General features: G+C 70.3%; 18 protein-coding genes. 10 read left to right on the top strand and 8 right to left on the bottom strand.

Annotation, left to right across the window (positions count from 1 at the left end; genetic code table 11):
* Position 1: 1 nt before the first annotated feature.
* Complete coding sequence (locus tag ABZ906_RS03240; protein WP_361198200.1) at positions 2-1,039, bottom strand: chitinase; 1,038 nt, start codon at positions 1,037-1,039, stop codon at positions 2-4.
* Between the two features lie 331 nt (positions 1,040-1,370).
* On the opposite strand from ABZ906_RS03240, the gene ABZ906_RS03235 reads away from it, so the two are divergent.
* A complete protein-coding gene (locus ABZ906_RS03235) occupies positions 1,371-2,162 on the top strand; it encodes an aldo/keto reductase (protein ID WP_361378037.1) in 792 nt (263 codons plus the stop codon).
* A gap of 77 nt (positions 2,163-2,239) precedes the next feature.
* Here ABZ906_RS03235 and ABZ906_RS03230 read toward each other — a convergent pair whose 3' ends face one another.
* Together ABZ906_RS03230 and ABZ906_RS03225 are read right to left on the bottom strand one after the other, a co-directional pair.
* A complete protein-coding gene (locus ABZ906_RS03230; RefSeq protein WP_361376687.1) occupies positions 2,240-3,151 on the bottom strand; it encodes a class I SAM-dependent methyltransferase in 912 nt (303 codons plus the stop codon).
* Between the two features lie 131 nt (positions 3,152-3,282).
* The gene (locus ABZ906_RS03225) at positions 3,283-4,254 is read right to left on the bottom strand and encodes a YafY family protein (protein WP_361376685.1); all 972 of its coding nucleotides are present in this window, start codon (positions 4,252-4,254) and stop codon (positions 3,283-3,285) included.
* Positions 4,255-4,338: 84 nt separating this feature from the next.
* Here ABZ906_RS03225 and ABZ906_RS03220 point away from each other — a divergent pair, with 84 nt between their 5' ends.
* Positions 4,339-4,821: a hypothetical protein gene (locus ABZ906_RS03220; protein WP_361376682.1), complete on the top strand. Its 483-nt coding sequence runs from the start codon at positions 4,339-4,341 to the stop codon at positions 4,819-4,821.
* On the top strand, positions 4,818-5,297 hold the full coding sequence (locus ABZ906_RS03215; protein WP_361376679.1) for a hypothetical protein: 480 nt from the start codon (positions 4,818-4,820) through the stop codon (positions 5,295-5,297). The genes ABZ906_RS03220 and ABZ906_RS03215 overlap by 4 nt, the downstream gene beginning before the upstream one ends.
* On the opposite strand, the gene ABZ906_RS03210 is transcribed toward ABZ906_RS03215, so the two are convergent.
* A complete protein-coding gene (locus ABZ906_RS03210; RefSeq protein ID WP_361376676.1) occupies positions 5,266-6,009 on the bottom strand; it encodes a class I SAM-dependent methyltransferase in 744 nt (247 codons plus the stop codon). The genes ABZ906_RS03215 and ABZ906_RS03210 overlap by 32 nt on opposite strands.
* A gap of 6 nt (positions 6,010-6,015) precedes the next feature.
* The gene (locus ABZ906_RS03205; protein WP_361376673.1) at positions 6,016-6,321 is read right to left on the bottom strand and encodes a 4a-hydroxytetrahydrobiopterin dehydratase; all 306 of its coding nucleotides are present in this window, start codon (positions 6,319-6,321) and stop codon (positions 6,016-6,018) included.
* Positions 6,322-6,485: 164 nt separating this feature from the next.
* Between ABZ906_RS03205 and ABZ906_RS03200 the strand changes: the two genes are divergently transcribed.
* Positions 6,486-7,307, top strand: coding sequence for a helix-turn-helix transcriptional regulator (locus ABZ906_RS03200; protein WP_361376670.1), 822 nt, complete (start codon positions 6,486-6,488; stop codon positions 7,305-7,307).
* Positions 7,308-7,310: 3 nt separating this feature from the next.
* Positions 7,311-7,715, top strand: a complete 405-nt coding sequence (locus ABZ906_RS03195; RefSeq protein WP_361376667.1) for a helix-turn-helix domain-containing protein — start codon at positions 7,311-7,313, stop codon at positions 7,713-7,715.
* Here ABZ906_RS03195 and ABZ906_RS03190 read toward each other — a convergent pair.
* The gene (locus ABZ906_RS03190) at positions 7,712-8,137 is read right to left on the bottom strand and encodes a hypothetical protein (RefSeq protein ID WP_361198174.1); all 426 of its coding nucleotides are present in this window, start codon (positions 8,135-8,137) and stop codon (positions 7,712-7,714) included. The two genes, ABZ906_RS03195 and ABZ906_RS03190, sit on opposite strands and share 4 nt — an antisense overlap.
* 265 nt (positions 8,138-8,402) lie before the next feature.
* On the opposite strand from ABZ906_RS03190, the gene ABZ906_RS03185 reads away from it, so the two are divergent.
* The 4 genes from ABZ906_RS03185 to narI are packed head-to-tail and all read left to right on the top strand — an operon-like array spanning position 8,403 to position 14,999.
* On the top strand, positions 8,403-12,086 hold the full coding sequence (locus tag ABZ906_RS03185) for a nitrate reductase subunit alpha (protein WP_361376664.1): 3,684 nt from the start codon (positions 8,403-8,405) through the stop codon (positions 12,084-12,086).
* Positions 12,086-13,711, top strand: coding sequence for a nitrate reductase subunit beta (gene narH, locus ABZ906_RS03180; protein WP_361376661.1), 1,626 nt, complete (start codon positions 12,086-12,088; stop codon positions 13,709-13,711). The genes ABZ906_RS03185 and narH overlap by 1 nt, the downstream gene beginning before the upstream one ends.
* On the top strand, positions 13,708-14,277 hold the full coding sequence (gene narJ, locus ABZ906_RS03175) for a nitrate reductase molybdenum cofactor assembly chaperone (protein WP_361198165.1): 570 nt from the start codon (positions 13,708-13,710) through the stop codon (positions 14,275-14,277). Before narH ends, narJ begins: the two co-directional genes overlap by 4 nt.
* Positions 14,277-14,999, top strand: coding sequence for a respiratory nitrate reductase subunit gamma (gene narI / locus ABZ906_RS03170; protein WP_361198162.1), 723 nt, complete (start codon positions 14,277-14,279; stop codon positions 14,997-14,999). The genes narJ and narI overlap by 1 nt, the downstream gene beginning before the upstream one ends.
* Positions 15,000-15,027: 28 nt before the next feature.
* Here narI and dnaK read toward each other — a convergent pair whose 3' ends face one another.
* Together dnaK and ABZ906_RS03160 are read right to left on the bottom strand one after the other, a co-directional pair.
* On the bottom strand, positions 15,028-16,893 hold the full coding sequence (dnaK, locus tag ABZ906_RS03165) for a molecular chaperone DnaK (RefSeq protein WP_361376658.1): 1,866 nt from the start codon (positions 16,891-16,893) through the stop codon (positions 15,028-15,030).
* Positions 16,894-17,029: 136 nt separating this feature from the next.
* Positions 17,030-17,455 carry an OsmC family peroxiredoxin gene (locus tag ABZ906_RS03160; RefSeq protein ID WP_361198156.1) on the bottom strand — a complete coding sequence of 142 codons (426 nt, stop codon included), beginning with the start codon at positions 17,453-17,455 and terminating at the stop codon, positions 17,030-17,032.
* A gap of 245 nt (positions 17,456-17,700) precedes the next feature.
* On the opposite strand from ABZ906_RS03160, the gene ABZ906_RS03155 reads away from it, so the two are divergent.
* Positions 17,701-19,347: a DUF6345 domain-containing protein gene (locus ABZ906_RS03155; protein WP_361376655.1), complete on the top strand. Its 1,647-nt coding sequence runs from the start codon at positions 17,701-17,703 to the stop codon at positions 19,345-19,347.
* The last annotated feature ends 29 nt before the right edge of the window (positions 19,348-19,376 follow it).

Genomic DNA, 19,376 nt, shown 5'->3' with positions numbered 1-19,376 from the left:
CTCAACCCCCGTACTGGGCAACGATCTTGGTGAATTCGTACGGTGCCTGCGACACGCCGCTGCACGAGTCCCCTGCGCTGCCGCCGGACGAGCAGTCGCGGTCGCGGTTGACGGCCCAGAAGGAGTACCGCGCGATGTGGTGCTGCTGCGCGTAGGCGAGGATCTTCTTGAAGTCGTTCGTGGTGACGGTCTCGCCCGCCACATCGGTCTTGCCGTTCATCGAGGAGACACCGATGCGCTTGTACGCGTCGGCGTCGCTGTAGCCGTAGGCGCTCTTGACCGTGTTCTTCAGGCCTTCGAGGGCGCTGACCGACGCGTCGCCCATGGAACCGCTGTGGCTGCCGAAGTCGAAGGGCATGATCACCCAGGCGTTGTTGTCGAGTCCGGCCGCCGCGCCGCGCTTGATGAGGTCCTTGCCGGTGGCGTCGGGACCGCTCGGGGTCGTGCCCATGGTCACGTAGGTGACGATCCCGGGGTTCTTCTGCTTCACGATCTTGAGGGCGTCGACCACGCGCTGGCGCACGGTCGCGTTGCTGAACTCGGTGTCCTCGATGTCGATGTCGAACGCCTTGAGTTTGTAGGCGTCGATGACCTTCTGGTAGGCCCCGGCGAGCGCGGTGGCGCTGGAGCACTTCTCGCCGAGCTTGGCGCCGCTCCAGCCGCCGACGGAGACCACGATGTCGCCGCCCGCGCCGCGTATGGACTTGATGGCGGACTCGTCGGAGCCGCCCTTCAGCGGGCGGCTGCCGTCCCAGGCCGGGTTGCAGCCGCCGTCGGACAGGATGAAGGCGAGCGTGAACCACTTGACGCCGGTCGCGGCCATCACGTCGGTGGGCTTCTGCGGGCTGCCCCAGCCGAGGTACTCGTACGGGGCGGCGTGGATGGTGCCGGACGCCTTGGCCGACACCGCCGCCGATGCCTCGGGGGGTGCTGCGGACGACTGCGCCGCCAGGGCGAGGGAGCCTGCCGTGGCGAGGACTCCGGCGGCGGTCAGTGCGGTGAGTGTTCTGCGGGAGGTCGTGCGGGGGGTGTGTGACATGGGGGGTGTGCTCTCCTTTGCATTGTCAGGAAAGGTTCCTAACGATTCGAAGACGCGGGAGTCCCCTGTTGAGGGGGTACAGCAGGGTGCGGTGAGGAGTTCACCGGGCGTTCACATGAGTGTTCTGCGTTCAGCAGCGTGCAATAGAGTCGCGGTATGACGGAACGCGGTCAATGGTTCGGACCAAAAAACGCGGCCGCACTTCACTCGCACGTGGTCAAGGAATGCTGTACCGCATGTGATCGTTGACCATGGGAGTACCACCCGACGACTTAAGGATCGAGAGCTCGTGAGCAAGGTCCCCCCGATCATCCTGAACAATGGCGTCGAGATGCCGCAGCTCGGCTTCGGCGTCTGGCAGGTCCCGGACGACGAGGCCGAGACCGCGGTCGCGACGGCGCTGGAGGCCGGGTACCGCAGCATCGACACCGCGGCCGTGTACGGCAACGAAGAGGGCACCGGCAGGGCCATCGCCGCTTCCGGCATCGCCCGCGACGAGCTCTTCGTCACCACGAAGCTCTGGAACGCCGACCAGGGCTACGACTCGACGCTCCGCGCCTTCGACACCTCCCTGGAGAAGCTCGGTCTCGACCAGGTGGACCTGTATCTGATCCACTGGCCGCTGCCCTCCAAGAACCTCGCCACGGACACGTACAAGGCCTTCGAGAAGATCCACGCCGACGGCCGCGCGCGGGCCATCGGTGTCTCGAACTTCCTGCCCGAGCACCTGGAGAAGCTGCTCGGCGAGACGTCGGTCATCCCGGCCGTCAACCAGATCGAGCTCCATCCGCACCTCCAGCAGCGCGCCTCCCGCGAGTTCCACGCGGAGCAGGGCATCACCACGGAAGCCTGGTCCCCGCTCGGCCAGGGCAAGGGTCTGCTCGAGGTCCCGGCGATCGTCGCGATCGCCCAGAAGCACGCCCGCACGCCCGCCCAGGTCGTCCTGCGCTGGCACATCCAGCTGGGCAACGTGGTGATCCCCAAGTCCGTGACCCCGTCGCGGATCAAGGAGAACATCGACGTCTTCGGCTTCGAGCTCGACCCCGAGGACATCTCGGCGATCAGCGCCCTGAACGAGGACCGCCGCCTCGGCCCGGACCCGGCCACGTTCGACGTGGTCTAGAAACTCCTTGAAGGGCGCCGAAGGGCGCCGTCGCCGGTGTGCACCGGCGGCGGCGCCCTTCAACTCTGTGCGGGTGCCTAGCCCTTGACCCCCACATGCACCGTCTGCGCCGACAGCAGGAACACGTCGGGCCGGTGGTGCAGGCTCTGTTCGTCGTTCGCGTCCAGGAGGCGGTCGACGGTGGTCAGGTCGTCGGCGTCGAGCGTCTCCGCGTGCATCTCGCGGCGGCGCGAGAGCTCGGTGACGAGGTGGGTGCGGGTGGCCTCGGAGACGGGGGCCGGGAGGTCCAGGAGGAACGAGCGGGTGCCCGCGTGACGCAGGCCCGCTTCGGTGAGGAGCGCGGGCCAGTCCTCCGTGACCGCCTTCGCGCCCGGCAGTTCCGCGCGCATCCGCGCGAACCATGTCTCGTCCGCCAGGTCGAAGCGGGTCTGCAGGCCCGGTCGGCCGAAGCCGATGTCTCGGGGCAGGCTGCGGGGGTTCAGGCCGCCCTCCAGGAGGGCGATCGCGCCGCCCGGTGCGAGGCGGTCGGCGAGGGCGGCTAGCGCCGCCTGCTGGTCGCCGACGTGGTGCAGGGCCCGGCCGATCCAGAGGAGGTCAGCGGGCGGCAACGCGCCGATGCCCTCCGGGAGTTCGGCTTGCAGGGTGCCGACCCGGTCCGTCAGGCCCTCCCGGTCGGCCCGCGCCCGTGCGCGCTCCAGGAGCGGCTGAGCCGGGTCCACCGCGATCACCTCCGCCTTGGGGAAGATCTCGGCGAGGAGGAAGGAGACCGAGCCCGATCCGGCGCCCACGTCCGCGATCAGGGCCGGCTCCGGCTGCCAGGTGCGCAGCCATGCGGCGATCTCGCGGTTCTGGTCCGCCGCGAGCTGTGCGTTCCGCTCCAGCATCGGGCCCATCGTGGCCCAGTCGATGTCCTCGTGGTGGTGGCCGTGTGACCCGCCGTGCTTGTGGCCGTGCGCCTCGCCGTGCCCGTGATCGTGACCGTGAGCCATCGTTTGCCGCCGCCTTCGTGTGGGTTCGGAAGTAGGGCCGGAGCCGTTTCCCAGCCTGCGCCGCACCCCCTCTCCTGGCCAGTCGCCTTGCGGTTTCGGCAAACGCGGTGGGCTGTGCGGGGGTGTGCGCGTCAGGAATAGCGTTGGTGCAGCTGCTCCGCCGTCGACGCCAACCTCGCCCGTAGTTCCGGGGGTTCCAGTACCTCGATGTCCGCGCCCAGGCGCAGGAAGTCGTCGTGGGCGTGGTCGACGGACTCGATGGGCAGCACGGCCCTGATCCAGCCGTCGCCGTCGGCTTCGGTGCGGCCCGTCGCCTCGGCCGCGCGGGCAGCGGGGCCAGGCAGGCGGGGCACGGCGTGCGGGGCGAGACGCACGACCGCCTCGCCCTGCTGGAGCCGTGCGTGGAAGGCCTCCTGGTACGACTCCCAGTACGCCGCCAGGTCGAAGTCGGAAGGAACGGTGAACTCCTCCTGCGCCGCGTCGAGTCGCAGGATCTGGTCGACCCGGTAGGTGCGCGGCGGGCCGCCGGATTCCGTGGCCGCAGCGACGACGTACCAGCGGCCCGCCTTGAGGACGAGGCCGTACGGCCGCAGGCTGCGCTCCACTTCGGTGGGGGCCTGCCAGCGGCGGTAGCGGACGTGCAGGACCCGGCTGTTCCAGACCGCGTCGGCGACGGCGGACAGGTGCGGCACGTCGTCGGGGCGCGCGTACCAGCCGGGGGCGTCGAGGTGGAAGCGGGCGCTCACACGGTCGGCGTGCGGGCGCAGTTCCGCCGGGAGCGCCGCGCGCACCTTGAGCTGCGCGGCGGCGAGGACCGGGCCGAGGCCCAGGTCGGCGGCGGGGCCCGGCGCGCCCGCCAGGAAGAGCGCCCGGGCCTCCGGCGCGGACAGGCCGGTGAGCCGGGTGCGGTAGCCGTCCAGGAGGCGGTAGCCGCCCGCGTGGCCTGCGTCCCCGTAGAGCGGGATCCCGGCGGTGTGCAGGGCCTCCACGTCCCGGTAGACCGTTCGCACCGACACCTCGAGCTCGCCGGCCAGCCGGGCAGCCGTCATCCGTCCCCTGGTCTGGAGCAGCAGGAGGATCGAGACGAGCCGGTCCGCCTTCACCGCGCCCCCGCCCGGGCGTTCTTCGCGTATGTCCGCAACTTCACTGACACAGGATGTCAGTGAAGTGGGCCTAGCGTCCCTGACATGCCCTTTCAGGAGAAACTGCGGTACTCGCCGCCGCCCGTCGAGGTCGCGGGACGCCGCGTCAAGCGCTATCACGTCACCGCGGATGCGGCGGGCATCGATCCCGGCGTGGAGAAGGCGGCGTACGCGTTCCTGCCCGGGCTGCTGCCCGAGCCGGACGGTACGCCGCCCGCGACGTTCGTGGTGCTGCACCGGGGCGGGGACAGCGGTGCGTACCTCAACGCGTACAGCTGGGTGTGGGACAACGTCCTGCACTGCCGTGTCGCCGTCGCGGGCCAGCCGGCGCTCGGCTGCCCCGACCGGGATCCGACGCACTTCATGCTCCTGGACCGGCCGCTGATCGGCTGCGTCTGGGAACTGCCGCCCCTGCTCCACGAACGCGACGCCTGGGTCCGGCACATGCTCGCCCCCGAGCGCCCCGCCCTCGATGCCTACATCAACGACACCCTGCCCGACGGCACCACAGGAGACCACCGCCCATGAGCAGCCCGCACGACTTCGACTTCTTCTTCGGCGACTGGGACGTCGCGCACCGCCGCAGGAAGGACTTCCTCGACCCGGCGGGCGAGTGGGAGGAGTTCACGGCCGTCAGCCGCTGCTGGAGCCTCTTCGGCGGAGCCGCCAACATCGACGAGATGGACTGTTCCGGCGAGGGCTTCATGGGGCTCACGCTGCGGCTCTTCGACCGCGAGACCGAGGACTGGTCGCTGAACTGGTCGTCGAGCCGCAGCGGCAAGCTCTTCCCGCCCGTCTTCGGCCGGTTCGGCGCGGACGGCCGGGGCGAGTTCCACGGCGACGACACGTACGACGGCAGGCCCGTGCGTGTCCGCTTCGTCTGGTCGGGCATCTCCGCGCGCACCGCCGTCTGGGAGCAGGCATTCTCCGTCGACGGCGGGCAGACCTGGCTGGACAACTGGTCGATGCGGTTCACCCGGCGGGCGGTTTCCGGAACGACCTGAGGGTGAAGTGCGGGTCCGGGCGCGGTACTTCCTGGTCGGGGAGGCTCGCGAGAGCGCGGGTGATCCGTGCGGCCAGAGGGCCGTCGGACGGGATCTGGGTGAACCAGCCCCGGTGGACGTCGGCGATCGTCGAGCGGGGCGTGCGGCCCTGGCCGTGGCCCCGGAACCAGGCCTCGCCCGCCGGTGTCAGGCCGCGCGCGGCCGCGTACGCCGCGACCGCCCCGGCGCCGTCGACCGCGGGCAGCACCGGGCGCGGGGCGAGTGCCGCGTCGATGTCGCTGCCGACGTCGTGCGCCGCGGCCTTGTCGACGGTCGTGACGAACACGCCGCCGGGCCGCAGCACACGGGCGCACTCGGCGACGACCGCCGCCCCCTCATCGGTACCGGACAGCAGATGCAGCAGCCACACCGCGCACACCGCGTCGAACGACGCGTCGGCGAAGGGGAGTTGACGGCTGTCGCCCAGGACGACGGAGCCCGGCAGCCGCCCCGACGCCATGCGCGCCATGCTGGACGCCGAGTCCACGCCGGTCACCCGCAGGTCCGCCCCGGCGAGGCGCCGGGTGACCAGGCCCGTGCCGCAGGCGACGTCGAGCAGCGTGCGGGCGTCCGGCGGCAGCAGGCTCCGGACCGCGGCGGCAGCGGCGTCGGCGCGGGGCTCGCCGCCGCGCGACGCGTCATAGCGGTCGGCTTCCCTGCTGTAGTCCAGCATCGGCGCTCAGACCGCTCCGTGCCCGACCGCCGACTCCTCGACCCTGCGGGCCAGGTCGAAGTCGAGCGTGGTGATGGCGCCGTCGGCGCTGTGGGTGTTCACGGCCAGGGAGACAGTGTTGTAGCCGAGCGTCAGCTCGGAGTGGTGGCCGAGCTCCTCCTGGATCTGCGCGACGTGGACGACCATCGCGGTGGCCGCGAAGTGCGAGCCGAGCTGGTACGAGCGGGTGATCCGGCCGCCTTCGAGCGACCAGCCGGGCAGCTCCGCGAGCCGCTCCTCGACGTCCTTCTGCGACAGCGGTTCGACTGGCATGACCGCGCCCCTTTCCCGTGCGAACGCACTCGTGAACGAATGGACGGACGTATGTCCCTCAGCCTGCCACACCGCTCCCCGCCCGGCCCTGAACAGGCCACCGGCCGCGCGACCCGCGCCGCGGACCCCGGCGGATCGCGCACCCCTTCGATTACTGTCTGGGTATGACAACTGCCGTGCCCATCAGGGAAAGTACCGGTGTCGGCCCGCTGCTGCGCGGCTGGCGCGAACGGCGCAAGGTGAGCCAGCTGGACCTGGCGCTGCGCGCCGACTCCTCCGCGCGGCACATCAGTTTCATCGAGACCGGCAGGTCACGCCCGAGCGAGGAGCTCGTGCTGCGCCTCGCCGAGCACCTCGACGTACCCGTGCGGGACCGCAACTCCCTGCTTCTCGCGGCGGGTTACGCGCCCCGATTCCGCGAGACCCCGATGGACGACCCTTCGATGGGCGCCCTGCGGGAGGGCCTCGATCAGCTCCTGCGCGGGTACGAGCCCTATCCCGCCCTGGTCGTCGACGCGGCGTACGACGTGGTCGCCGCGAACAACGGCATCGCGATGATCCTCGACGGCGTCCCGGAGCACCTCCTCAAGCCGCCGCTGAACGCCATGCGGCTCACGCTGCACCCCGAGGGCCTGGCCCCCAAGATCCGCAATCTGCGCGAGTGGCGGGGGCATCTGCTGCACCAGATGGAGCGGCAGATCGCGTTGCAGCGGTCCGACGCGCTGCGTGCGGTGTACGAGGAGGTGGCGGCGTATCCCGTGGCGGATCCCGGTGTCGATGTCATCGATGGCGACGGGCCGCCGAACGGCCTGCCCTACCTCGCGCTGCCCCTGCGCATCGAGCACGACGGACACCTGCTCTCCTTCGTCTCGTCGATCTCCACCTTCAACACCCCCATGGACGTGACGGTCGCCGAGCTGGCCATCGAGACGCTGCTCCCGGCCGACCCGGCGACGGTCAAGTTCCTGCGGTCCGCGGGTTCCTAGGGCATGCGGAACAAGCAGAGCGGCGGCCTGCCCGACGACGCGGACCTGACCCGCGCCGACTCGCTGGCCCGCGAGATCTTCTCGGGCGTGGCCAACAAGTGGGCGCTCCTGATCATCAACGCCCTGGCCGACCGGACGCTGCGCTTCACCGAGCTGCGGACCGCGGTGGACGGCATCAGCCACAAGATGCTCGCGCAGACCCTGCGCGGCCTGGAGCGCGACGGCGTCGTGCACCGGACGGTGTACGCCACCGTGCCGCCGCGCGTCGAGTACCGCCTGACCGAGGCGGGCGAGGGGCTGCTCGCCACGGTCGACGGCATGTGCGCCTGGACGCACCGGTACCTCGCCGAGATCGAGGCCGCCCGCAGCCGCTTCGACGCGCGCGGGGCAGGGAACGAACAGCCCTAGTTGCGCAGGGCCCGCAGCGCCGCGTACTGCACGGCGGCGAAGGCGCCGACGACCACGGCCTGGAGCGGGATCCACACCGCGCCCGCCGTGGTCGGCGAGAGCCAGGCGATGACGGCGACGACGCCGAGCACCGCCCAGATCGCGTTCACCTCGATCACCGCCCGGACGGCGAGCGCGGGCGGGCTCTTGCGCGACGCGAGGTGGCCGACGCCGGCGCCGTACACCACGAGGGCGACACCGAGGCCGAGCAGGAGCCCCGCGTCGACGCCGAGGAAGCGCCCCAGCGGGCCCGAGGCAGCCGCGTACGCGAGTCCGTTCCCGGCGGTGACGACCGCGTCCAGGGCGAGGAAGCGGCGCAGCATGGTCTTCGGGTCGTTCGTGCGGGCCAGTGCGGTGAGCGGGAACGCAGAGTACGTCGACATGGGAAACCGGCCTCCGTCAGCAGAAGGGAGCAGCAGGGAACAGCAGGAAAAGATGGCCGGATCCGGGCCGGAGTGCGCCGGACCGGATCCGGTAGGAACAACCTTGCCGGGCCCGCCGGCGGGGGTCGATTACCTCAGGGGTAAGGGGGCGCCCTGCGAGCGGATGGTCCGTGGCGCCTCCCGCAACCCGTACGGCGGAAGCCGCCGTGTGCTGCCGCCGCCCCGCGCCTAGGTTCGTTGAAAGGCAGACTTAGGGAGCTCAAGGGTGACAGAGACGACCGAGCCCGGTGCCGCGCTGCTGCGTGCGGGCAAGTTCTTCCGCCGCGGCACCGCCGCCCCCGACCTGCACAGCATCGGACTCGTCGGCGGCCGCGACGCGGACGCCTTCTACCGGGACCGGTGGAGCCACGACAAGGTCGTGAACTCGACGCACGGCGTGAACTGCACGGGATCCTGCCGCTGGAAGGTGTACGTCAAGGACGGCATCATCACCTGGGAGACCCAGCAGACCGACTATCCCTCCGTGGGCCCCGACCGCCCCGAGTACGAGCCGCGCGGCTGCCCGCGCGGCGCCGCGTTCTCCTGGTACACGTACTCGCCGACCCGGGTGCGCTACCCGTATCTGCGCGGTGTGCTCCTGGAGATGTACCGCGAGGCGAAGTCCCGCCTCCGGGACCCGGTGCTCGCCTGGGCGGACATCCAGAGTGATCCGGAGCGGCGCAGGACGTACCAGCAGGCGCGCGGCAAGGGCGGCCTGGTGCGGGCGAGCTGGGACGAGGCCGTCGAGATCATCGCGGCCGCGCACGTCCACACGATCAAGACGCACGGCCCCGACCGGGTCGCGGGCTTCTCGCCCATCCCCGCGATGTCGATGGTGTCGCACGCGGCGGGCGCCCGCTTCATGTCGCTGATCGGCGCGCCCATGCTGTCGTTCTACGACTGGTACGCGGACCTGCCGGTCGCCTCGCCGCAGGTCTTCGGCGACCAGACCGACGTACCGGAGTCGGGCGACTGGTGGGACGCCGCGTATCTGATGATGTGGGGCTCGAACGTCCCGGTGACCAGGACTCCGGACGCGCACTGGATGGCCGAGGCGCGCTACCGCGGCCAGAAGGTCGTCGCCGTGTCGCCGGACTACGCCGACAACACGAAGTTCGCCGACGAGTGGCTGCACCCGCACCCCGGCACGGACGGGGCGCTCGCCATCGCGATGGGCCACGTCATCCTCAAGGAGTTCTTCGTCGACCGGCGGACGGACTTCTTCACCGACTACGTCACCAAGTTCACCGACCTGCCCTTCCTGGTGACGCTGACCGAGCGCGACGGCGCGTTCGTCCCGTCGAAGTTCCTGCGCGCCACCGACCTGGGCGAGAGCGGTGAGGGCGACGACTGGAAGACGGCCGTCCTGGACGAGCGGACCGGGCAGCCCGCCGTCCCGAACGGCTCGCTGGGCTTCCGCTGGACCGAGTCCGGCAAGGGCAAGTGGAATCTGGAGCTCGGCGGGATCGAGCCACGGCTCTCCCTGCACGACTCCGACGTCGCGACGGGCGTCGAGGTGCTGCTCCCGCGCTTCGACACCGAGGGCGGCACGCACGGCCAGGGCCGCGGTGAGATCGTCCGGCGCGGGGTGCCCGCCACGCGGCTCGGCGGCCAGGACGGCCCCCTGGTCACGACGGTCTTCGACCTGCTGCTCGCGCAGTACGGCGTCGGCCGCGAGGGCCTGCCGGGCGAGTGGCCTTCGTCGTACGAGGATGCCGACGCGCCCGGCACCCCGGCCTGGCAGGAGGCGCACACCTCGGTGCCTGCCGCGAAGGCGGTGAAGATCGCGCGGGAGTTCGCGCGGACCGCCGAGAAGTCGCGCGGGCGCTGCATGATCCTGATGGGGGCGGGGACCAACCACTGGTTCCACTCCGAGACGATCTACCGTGCCTTCCTCGCGCTGCTCCAGCTGACCGGCTGCCAGGGCCGCAACGGCGGCGGCTGGGCGCACTACGTGGGCCAGGAGAAGTGCCGCCCCGCGACCGGCTGGGCGACGCTGGCCAGCGCCAACGACTGGAGCAGGCCGCCGCGGCAGATGATCGGCGCCGCGTACTGGTTCCTGAACACCGACCAGTGGCGCTACGACAAGTTCGCCGCGGACGTGCTCGCCTCTCCGCTGGGCGAGGGCAGGTTCGCGGGGATGACGGGCGCCGACTGCCTGGCCCTCTCGGCGCGTACGGGCTGGATGCCCTCCTATCCGACCTTCGACCGCAACTCCCTGGATCTCGGCGAGACCACCGACGATCCGGTGGCCAACGTCGTCGACGAGCTCAAGGCGGGCACCCTCAACTTCGCCTGCGAGGACCCGGACGCACCGGAGAACTGGCCGCGCGTCCTGACGCTGTGGCGCGCCAACCTGCTCGGCTCGTCGGCCAAGGGCGCGGAGTACTTCACCAAGCACCTGCTCGGCACGCACTCCTCGCTGCGGGCCGAGGAGGCGTCCCCCGATGAGCGGCCCTCGACGGTGACGTGGCACGACGAGGCCCCCGAGGGCAAGCTCGACCTGCTCGTCTCGCTGGACTTCCGCCAGACGTCTTCGACGCTGCTCTCGGACGTGGTCCTGCCCGCCGCCACCTGGTACGAGAAGCACGACCTGTCCTCCACGGACATGCACCCCTACGTCCACTCCTTCACCCCGGCCGTCGACCCGCCCTGGCAGGCCCGCACCGACTTCGACACGTTCAAGGCGATCGCGGAACGGCTGAGCGAGCTGTCCGTCGACCATCTCGGCGTACGCAAGGACGTCGTGGCCACCGCGCTCCAGCACGACACCCCCGGCGAGACGGCGCAGCCCGGCGGTGTCGTCCTGGACTGGCGCAAGGGCGAGTGCGAGGCGATCCCGGGCAAGACGATGCCGGGCCTGACGGTGGTCGAGCGCGACTACACCGCGATCGGCGCGAAGTTCGCGGCGCTGGGCCCGCTCGCGGAGACGCTGGGCCTGCCCGCGAAGGGCATCGCGCTGCGGCCCGACCAGGAGGTCGACGAGCTGCGCGAACGCAACGGCGTCGTACGCGGCGGACCCGCCGACGGCCGCCCCGCCCTGGACACCGCGATCAAGGCGGCGAACACCATCCTCGCCCTGTCCGGCACGACCAACGGCCGGCTCGCCACCCAGGGCTTCCACACCCTGGAGGCGCGCACCGGCCAGGAGATGGCGCACCTGGCGGCCGAGCACGAGGGCAAGCGCATCACGTACGCCGACACCCAGGCCGCCCCCGTGCCCGTGATCACCTCGCCCGAGTGGTCGGGCAGTGAGTCCGGTGGCCGCCGCTACACGGCGTTCACGCTCAACACCGAGCACCTGAAGCCCTGGCACACGCTCACCGGACGCCAGCACTTCTTCCTCGACCACGACTGGATCCACGAGCTGGGCGAGGCGATGCCCGTCTACCGGCCGCCCCTGGACATGAACCGCCTCTTCGGGGAGCCACGCCTCGGCCCGGACGGCGAGAAGGAGGTGACGGTCCGCTATCTCACCCCGCACAACAAGTGGTCCATCCACTCCGAGTACCAGGACAACCTCTTCATGCTCTCGCTCTCCCGGGGCGGCCAGTGCATCTGGATGTCGCCGCAGGACGCGGAGGCGATCGGCGTGAAGGACAACGACTGGATCGAGGCGGTCAACCGCAACGGCGTGGTCGTCGCGCGGGCGATCGTCTCGCACCGGATGCCGGCCGGAACGGTCTACATGCACCACGCGCAGGAGCGCACGGTCAACGTCCCCAAGACGGAGACCACCGGCAAGCGCGGCGGCATCCACAACTCCCTGACCCGCCTCATCCTCAAGCCGTCCCATCTCATCGGCGGCTACGCCCAGTTGTCGTGGGCGTTCAACTACCTGGGCCCGACGGGCAACCAGCGCGACGAGGTGACGGTCATCCGCCGTCGCAGCCAGGAGGTGCAGTACTGATGCGCGTAATGGCACAGATCGCGATGGTCATGAACCTCGACAAGTGCATCGGCTGCCACACCTGCTCCGTCACCTGCAAGCAGGCGTGGACCAACCGCGACGGCATGGAGTACGTCTGGTTCAACAACGTCGAGACCCGCCCCGGCCAGGGCTACCCGCGCCGCTACGAGGACCAGGAGAAGTGGCGGGGCGGATGGGAGCTGAACAAGAAGGGCGCCCTGAAGCTCAAGAACGGCGGCCGTATCAAGGCGCTCCTGGAGATCTTCTCCAACCCCAAGCTGCCGGAGATCAAGGACTACTACGAACCCTGGACGTACGAGTACAAGAACCTCACCGACGCCCCGCTCGGCGACGACTACCCCGTCGCCGAACCGCGTTCGCTGATCAGCGGCAAGCCCATGAAGATCGAGTGGTCGTCGAACTGGGACGACAACCTCGGCGGCGTCACCGAGCACGGCGACCTCGACCCGATGGTCGCCAAGACCCGCGAGAAGGCCGCCGAGAAGGTCAAGTTCGCCTTCGAGCAGACCTTCATGTTCTATCTGCCGCGGATCTGCGAGCACTGCCTGAACCCGGCGTGCGTGGCGTCCTGCCCCTCCGGCGCGATGTACAAGCGCGAGGAGGACGGCATCGTCCTGGTCGACCAGGACCACTGCCGGGGCTGGCGCAAGTGCGTGACCGGCTGCCCGTACAAGAAGGTGTACTTCAACCACCGCACCGGCAAGGCCGAGAAGTGCACGATGTGCTACCCGCGCCTGGAGGTGGGCCTGCCCACCGTCTGCTCCGAGACGTGCGTGGGCCGCCTGCGCTACCTCGGAGTGATCCTCTACGACGCCGACAAGGTGACGGAAGCGGCGTCCGTGCAGGACGACACGGCGCTGTACGAGTCACAGTTGGGCGTGTTCCTCGACCCGGAGGACCCGGAGGTGCGGCGCGAGGCCGAGCGGGCCGGGATCGGCCACGACTGGATCGAGGCCGCACGCCGCTCCCCCGTGCACGCGCTGATCAGCACGTACAAGGTGGCGCTCCCGCTGCATCCGGAGTACCGGACGATGCCGATGGTCTGGTACATCCCGCCGCTCTCCCCGGTCGTGGACGCGCTGAGCGAGACCGGGCACGACGGCGAGGACCTGGACAACCTGTTCGGGGCCATCGACACGCTGCGCATCCCGCTCGAATACCTCGCGGAGATCTTCACGGCCGGAGACGTGGGCCCGGTGCGGGCCTCCCTGGAGAAGCTGGCGGCGATGCGGGCGCACATGCGGGCCATCAACCTCGGGGAACGGCCCGACAGTTCGGTCGCCGACGCCGTGGGCATGTCGGGCCAGGAGATCGAGGAGATGTACCGCCTCCTCGCCATCGCCAAGTACGAGGACCGCTACGTCATCCCCACCGCGGCGGTCGGAGACGCGCAGCGCCTGGAGGAGTCGGCGGTGCCCGACTCGTGCAGCCTCGACCACGCGGACGGTCCGGGGATGGGCGGCGACGGGCCCTTCGGCCAGGACTCGGGGCGCAAGCAGCTGCCGCTCGTGACCATCGAGAGCTTCCACGCCATGCGGGAACGGCAGACCTCCGACGAGCAGCCGTCCGCGACCGAGACCGCCGCCGAGAGGGACACCCTGTGAGCGACAACGCCGTGCTGTACCGGGCAGCCGCGCACTGCCTGTCCTATCCGGACGAGGAGTTTCGCGCACTCCTGCCCCAACTGCGCGCAGCGGCACCACAGTTCGAGGACTTTCTGGCACACGCGGCGGCGACGAAACCGTCCGAACTCGCCGCGCACTACGTCCAGGTCTTCGACTTCAAGAACCGCCACAGCCTCTACCTCAGCTGGTGGCGCGACGGCGACACACGGCGGCGCGGGATGACCCTGGTCCGCTTCAAGGAGGTCTACCGGGAGCACGGCATGGAGTTCACCGGCGAGGAACTGCCGGACTTCCTGCCCGCGGTCCTGGAGTTCTCCGCGCACGCGGGCCCCGTCCTCCTCCAGGAGCACCGGCCGGGCCTCGAACTGCTGCGGCTCGCCCTCACCGATTTCGGCACTCCCTACGCGTGCGTCCTCCAGGCGGTGTGCGCGACGCTGCCGGGCCCCTCGCCGAAGGACAGGGCCGAGGCGCAGGCGCTTGCCCGGTCGGGGCCGCCACGGGAGGACGTCGGACTCGAACCCTTCGCAATGATCGGGGAGCACTGATGAGAACGCTGCTGTGGGGCGTCATCCCGTACGTGGTCGTCGTGCTCCTGGCGGCGGGCCTCGCCTGGCGCTACCGCTACGACAAGTTCGGCTGGACGACGCGCTCCTCGCAGGTCTACGAGTCGAAGCTCCTGAACATCGCCTCGCCCATGTTCCACTACGGCATCCTGTTCGTCCTCGTCGGGCATCTGGTGGGCCTCTTCCTGCCGGAGTCGTGGACGGACAAGGTGGGCATGAAGGAGCACACCTACCACCTGTTCTCGCTGTACGGCGGCACGGCGGCGGGCGTCCTGCTGGTGCTCGGCATCCTGCTGCTGCTCTACCGCAGGCGCACGAACGCGCCCGTGTTCCGGGCGACGACCGCGAACGACAAGCTGATGTACCTGGTGCTGTTCGCGGCGATCGTGCTCGGCATGGTCGCCAAGCTGACGCACGCGTCGGGCGACGGCTACAACTACCGCGAATCCATCGCCCCTTGGGCGCGCAGCCTGTTCACCCTCCAGCCGGACACGGACATGATGGCGGGGGTGCCGGTCATGTACCAGATCCACGCGGTGGTGGGCATGGCGCTGTTCGCACTGATCCCGTTCACGCGGCTCGTGCACATGTTCAGCGCGCCGGTGCAGTATCTGTTCCGGCCGTACGTGGTCTACCGCAGCCGGGATCCGCAGCGGGTGGGGGCGCGTCCGGAGCGGCGGGGGTGGGAGAAGACGGGGTCTTGAGCGCTCACCCCCGCCGCCGGAGCGGGGGCTAGCCTTCGGTGCCCTTCCCCTTCCCCTCCCCGGGCTTCTCGTCGTCCACGATCTCCGCGTCGACGACGCCTTCCTCGGGAGGGGACTCCGCAGTCCCCCGGGCACTCTCGCCCGCAGCGGCATACATGGCCTGGCCCATGCGCTGGCTGACCGTGGCCAGTTTCTCCGCGCCCGCGCGCAACGCCGCCGTGTCGTCGGCCTTGTCCTTCAGGAGCGCCTTCAGCTCGGTGGCCGCCGCCTCCACCTCGGTCCTGGTGTCGGCGGGTATCCGCTCCTCGTTCTCCCGCATGAACCGCTCGGTCTGGTAGACGAGTTGCTCCGCCTGGTTGCGGGTCTCCGCCGCGTCGCGCCGCTTGCGGTCCTCCTCCGCGTGCTCCTCGGCCTCCCGCACCATGCGGTTGATGTCGTCCTTGGGCAGCGCGGAACCGCCCGTCACCGTCATGCGCTGCTCACGCCCCGTCGCCTCGTCCTTCGCCGAGACGTGCATGATGCCGTTGGCGTCGATGTCGAAGGTGACCTCGATCTTGGGGACGCCGCGCGGCGCCGGGGGCAGTCCCGTGAGGTCGAAGACGCCCAGCTTCTTGTTGTACGCGGCGATCTCCCGCTCCCCCTGGAAGACCTGGATGCCGACCGAGGGCTGATTGTCCTCGGCGGTCGAGAACGTCTCCGAACGCCGGGTGGGGATGGTCGTGTTGCGCTCGATGAGGGTGGTCATGATGCCGCCCTTGGTCTCGATGCCGAGGGACAGCGGCGTCACGTCCAGGAGCAGGACGTCCTTCACGTCACCCCGGATCACACCGGCCTGGAGCGCCGCGCCGAGCGCCACCACCTCGTCGGGGTTGACCCCCTTGTGCGGCTCGCTGCCGGTGAGTTCCTTGACCAGTTCCGTCACTGCGGGCATCCGCGTCGAACCGCCCACCAGGATCACGTGGTCGACGGCCGACAGTTTCACGCCCGCGTCCTTCACCGCCTGGTGGAAGGGCACCCGGCAGCGTTCGAGCAGGTCCGCCGTCAGCTCCTGGAACTGGGCGCGGGTCAGCTTCTCCGCCAGATGCAGAGGGCCTTCGGCCGACGCCGTCACGTACGGCAGATTGATGTCGGTCTCGCTCGACGACGACAGCTCGATCTTCGCCTTCTCCGCGCCCTCCCGCAGGCGTTGCAGCGCCATCTTGTCCTTGGCGAGGTCCACTCCGTGCGCGTTCTTGAACTGCCGCACCAGATACTCGACGATCCGCTGGTCCCAGTCGTCGCCGCCGAGTTGCGTGTCGCCGTTGGTGGCCTTGACCTCGATGACGCCGTCGCCCATCTCCAGGAGCGAGACGTCGAAGGTGCCGCCGCCGAGGTCGAAGACGAGGACCGTCTGGTCGTCGCCCTTGTCGAGGCCGTACGCGAGGGCCGCCGCCGTCGGTTCGTTGATGATGCGCAGCACCTTCAGGCCCGCGATCTCACCGGCCTCCTTGGTGGCCTGGCGCTGGGTGTCGTCGAAGTACGCGGGGACGGTGACGACCGCGTCCGTGACGTCCTCGCCGAGATAGGACTCGGCGTCACGCTTGAGCTTCTGCAGGACGCGGGCGGAGAGCTCCTGGGCGGTGTAGCGCGTGCCGTCCACCGAACCTTCGTCGGGGAAGCGCCAACTCCCGTCTCCCATATGCCGCTTGACGGAGCGTGCGGTGCGCTCCACATTGGTGACCGCCTGCCGCTTGGCGACCTCTCCGACGAGGACGTCGCCGTTCTTCGCGAAGGCGATGACCGAGGGCGTGGTGCGCGCTCCCTCGGCGTTCGCGACGACCGTGGGATCACCGCCCTCCAGGACGGCCACCACCGAGTTCGTCGTACCGAGGTCGATCCCGACTGCACGTGCCATGTCCAGTCTCCTTCCACCGCGAGCCCGTTTCCCGGCGTACTCCGCCCTCCATCACAAAACTTGAGCGGCATATTGTCAATGCCGCACATGACGGTGCCGCCGCCCCCTGAGGGACGGCGGCACGGTCCGGACCACGTCAGGCGAGCTTCGCCGACAGCGTGATCGTCGTGCCCGTCAGCGCCTGGCTCACGGGGCAGCCCGCCTTGGCGGCCTCGGCGGCCTCGGTGAAGGCGGCCTCGTCCAGACCCGGCACCTCGCCCTCGACGGTGAGGTGGATGCCGGTGATGCCGGTGCCGGGCTGGAAGGTCACGTCGGCGGAGGTGGTCAGCCGGGTGGGCGGGGTGCCCGCGCCCGTCAGACCGTGCGACAGCGCCATGGAGAAGCAGCTGGAGTGCGCGGCGGCGATCAGCTCTTCCGGGCTGGTCTTGCCGTTGGCCTCCTCGGCGCGGGAGGGCCAGGAGACGGCCTGCTCGCCGATGCCGGACGAGTCGAAGGCGACGGTGCCCGAGCCCTCCGTCAGAGAGCCTTCCCAGACCGTGTGCGCGGAGCGCGTGGTAGCCACGATGCAGATCCCTTCAGTGCGGTTCCGTGATGCGTTGCGGAACTTCCGTGCGCCCATCCGATCACACCCCGGCCCGGCACACGCCGCAGACCGGCCCACGGGTGGCGGTTACTGATGCGTCAGAGGCGCGGCGGCAGCTCCGGTGCACGCCGCTATGGCCTGAATGGCAACTGGGCAAGGGAGTCGTGCGGTGACACTTTGAGGCCCCCTCGCTCGGACGAGGAGATCACTCAGGGGGTTTGGCCATGCGCATGAACTACTCGGACCGCGGTCCGTCCCCGCTGGAAGGGGCGAAGCCGGGGGCCGTCGGTACCCGCGACTCGACGTTCGGCTGGTGGGGCGCCTTCAGCATCCAGAAGTTCGTCAACCAGAACCCTCTCTTCCACACGCACGCCGATGCCACCGGGTGGCTGGCGTACCTGCAGCAGTTCTACGACCGCAACTTCTGGTTCGCGGACGGCGGGGCGCAGGTCTGGGCGTACGAGGAGACGTACGACAACTGGCAGGACCGCTACGGCATGGACGCGGTGGTCGCCGTCTACCACTCGGGCCACGGCGGCATGGACAACAACGGCGTCTTCTTCGCGCCGCTCGGCGCGGTGTGGGACGGGCGCAGCGACGCGGTCTCGAACCGGATGGCGCTGGGCAACGAGAAGGTGAACTACGTCTTCTGGTCCACCTGCACCTCGCTGCGGGTCCTCGGCGGGCACTCCCCGATCCGTACGTGGGCGGGGCCCAACATCGGCTTCCGCATGATGTTCGGGTTCGAGACCGTCAGCATCGACAGCCCCGACTACGGAAAGAAGTTCTGGGAGAAGTGGCGGGCCGGGCAGACGTTCACCGACGCCTGGCTGAACGCGAGCTGGGACATCTACAAGGGCCAGGCGCCCTCGGTCTGCGCGGTCGGCGCCAACCAGGCGGAGGCCACGGCCAGGCTGAACGGCGAGCGGACCCTCTACCGCGAGCACGTGCCGGACAACTGGTACGCGTGGCGCTGGTACTACGCGCGCGACAGCCTCAGGGAGCCGCGGACGCAGGCGCCGGGCAGCCCGCAGATCGTGCAGCTCGCGCCGCGCGACCCGGCCGAGGAGCTCACCAAGCTGGGCCGCATCGCCGAGTTCCCGTCGGCGGCGCTGCAAGAGGTGCAGGTCGAGCGGCAGGGCGTGCTCAGCGCCGCCTCCGGCGACCGGACCATCTCCACGGCGCCGCACGCCGTGCGGTGGGTCAAGCTCGCCGAGGCCAACCACCGCAACCAGCGGCAGCTCCCCACGGACCGGGCGGTCGAGGCGGCGCGCGCGTTCGCCGAGCAGCACGCCGACGGCGCCGAGCTGGTCGTGGACAGCGTGCACGACCTGATGCAGAACTCCGGGGCGAAGGACGGCTCCGAGCTCGGCAGGCCGGTGTCCCTCGAAACGCATGTGACGTTCCGGCAGGTCTTCGACGGCATTCCGGTCATCACGCCGGACCGCGGTGTCATCCGTGTCGTCCTGGACAATGACGCGACCGTCGTCCAGGCGCAGATCTCCACCCGCGAGGCCACCGGCACGACGCGCGAGCCGAGCACCGACATCGCGCCGCCTCCCGCGGGCGGCAAGGCCGCGGCGGCAGCGGCGCCGCGGGCCCGCGACCCGCGCGAGGCCCTCGCAGCGGCCCAGCGGCAGCTGCTCGCCGAACTCGCCGCCGTCACGGCCGGCGAGAGCGGCGGCCAGGGCGCGAAGGGTGCGAAGGCGCAGCGGGAGCCGCAGGTCAGGGACGTGCCGGGGACGTTCGACGTCGGCTATGAGATCGAGGGCAACGAGGCCTATCCGGCGGCCCGCAAGCTGATCGAGATCGGCCCGCCCGACGGCATGTTCACCACCCGCCGCTGGGTGGTCGCACCGCTCGCCAGGTAGCCGGGGGACAGCACGGGCAGCAGGGGACG

Origin of the sequence: Streptomyces sp. NPDC046925 (genome assembly GCF_040644915.1) — a bacterium.
Classification (GTDB): Bacteria; Actinomycetota; Actinomycetes; order Streptomycetales; family Streptomycetaceae; genus Streptomyces.
This window is presented reverse-complemented; position numbering and strand designations above follow the sequence as displayed.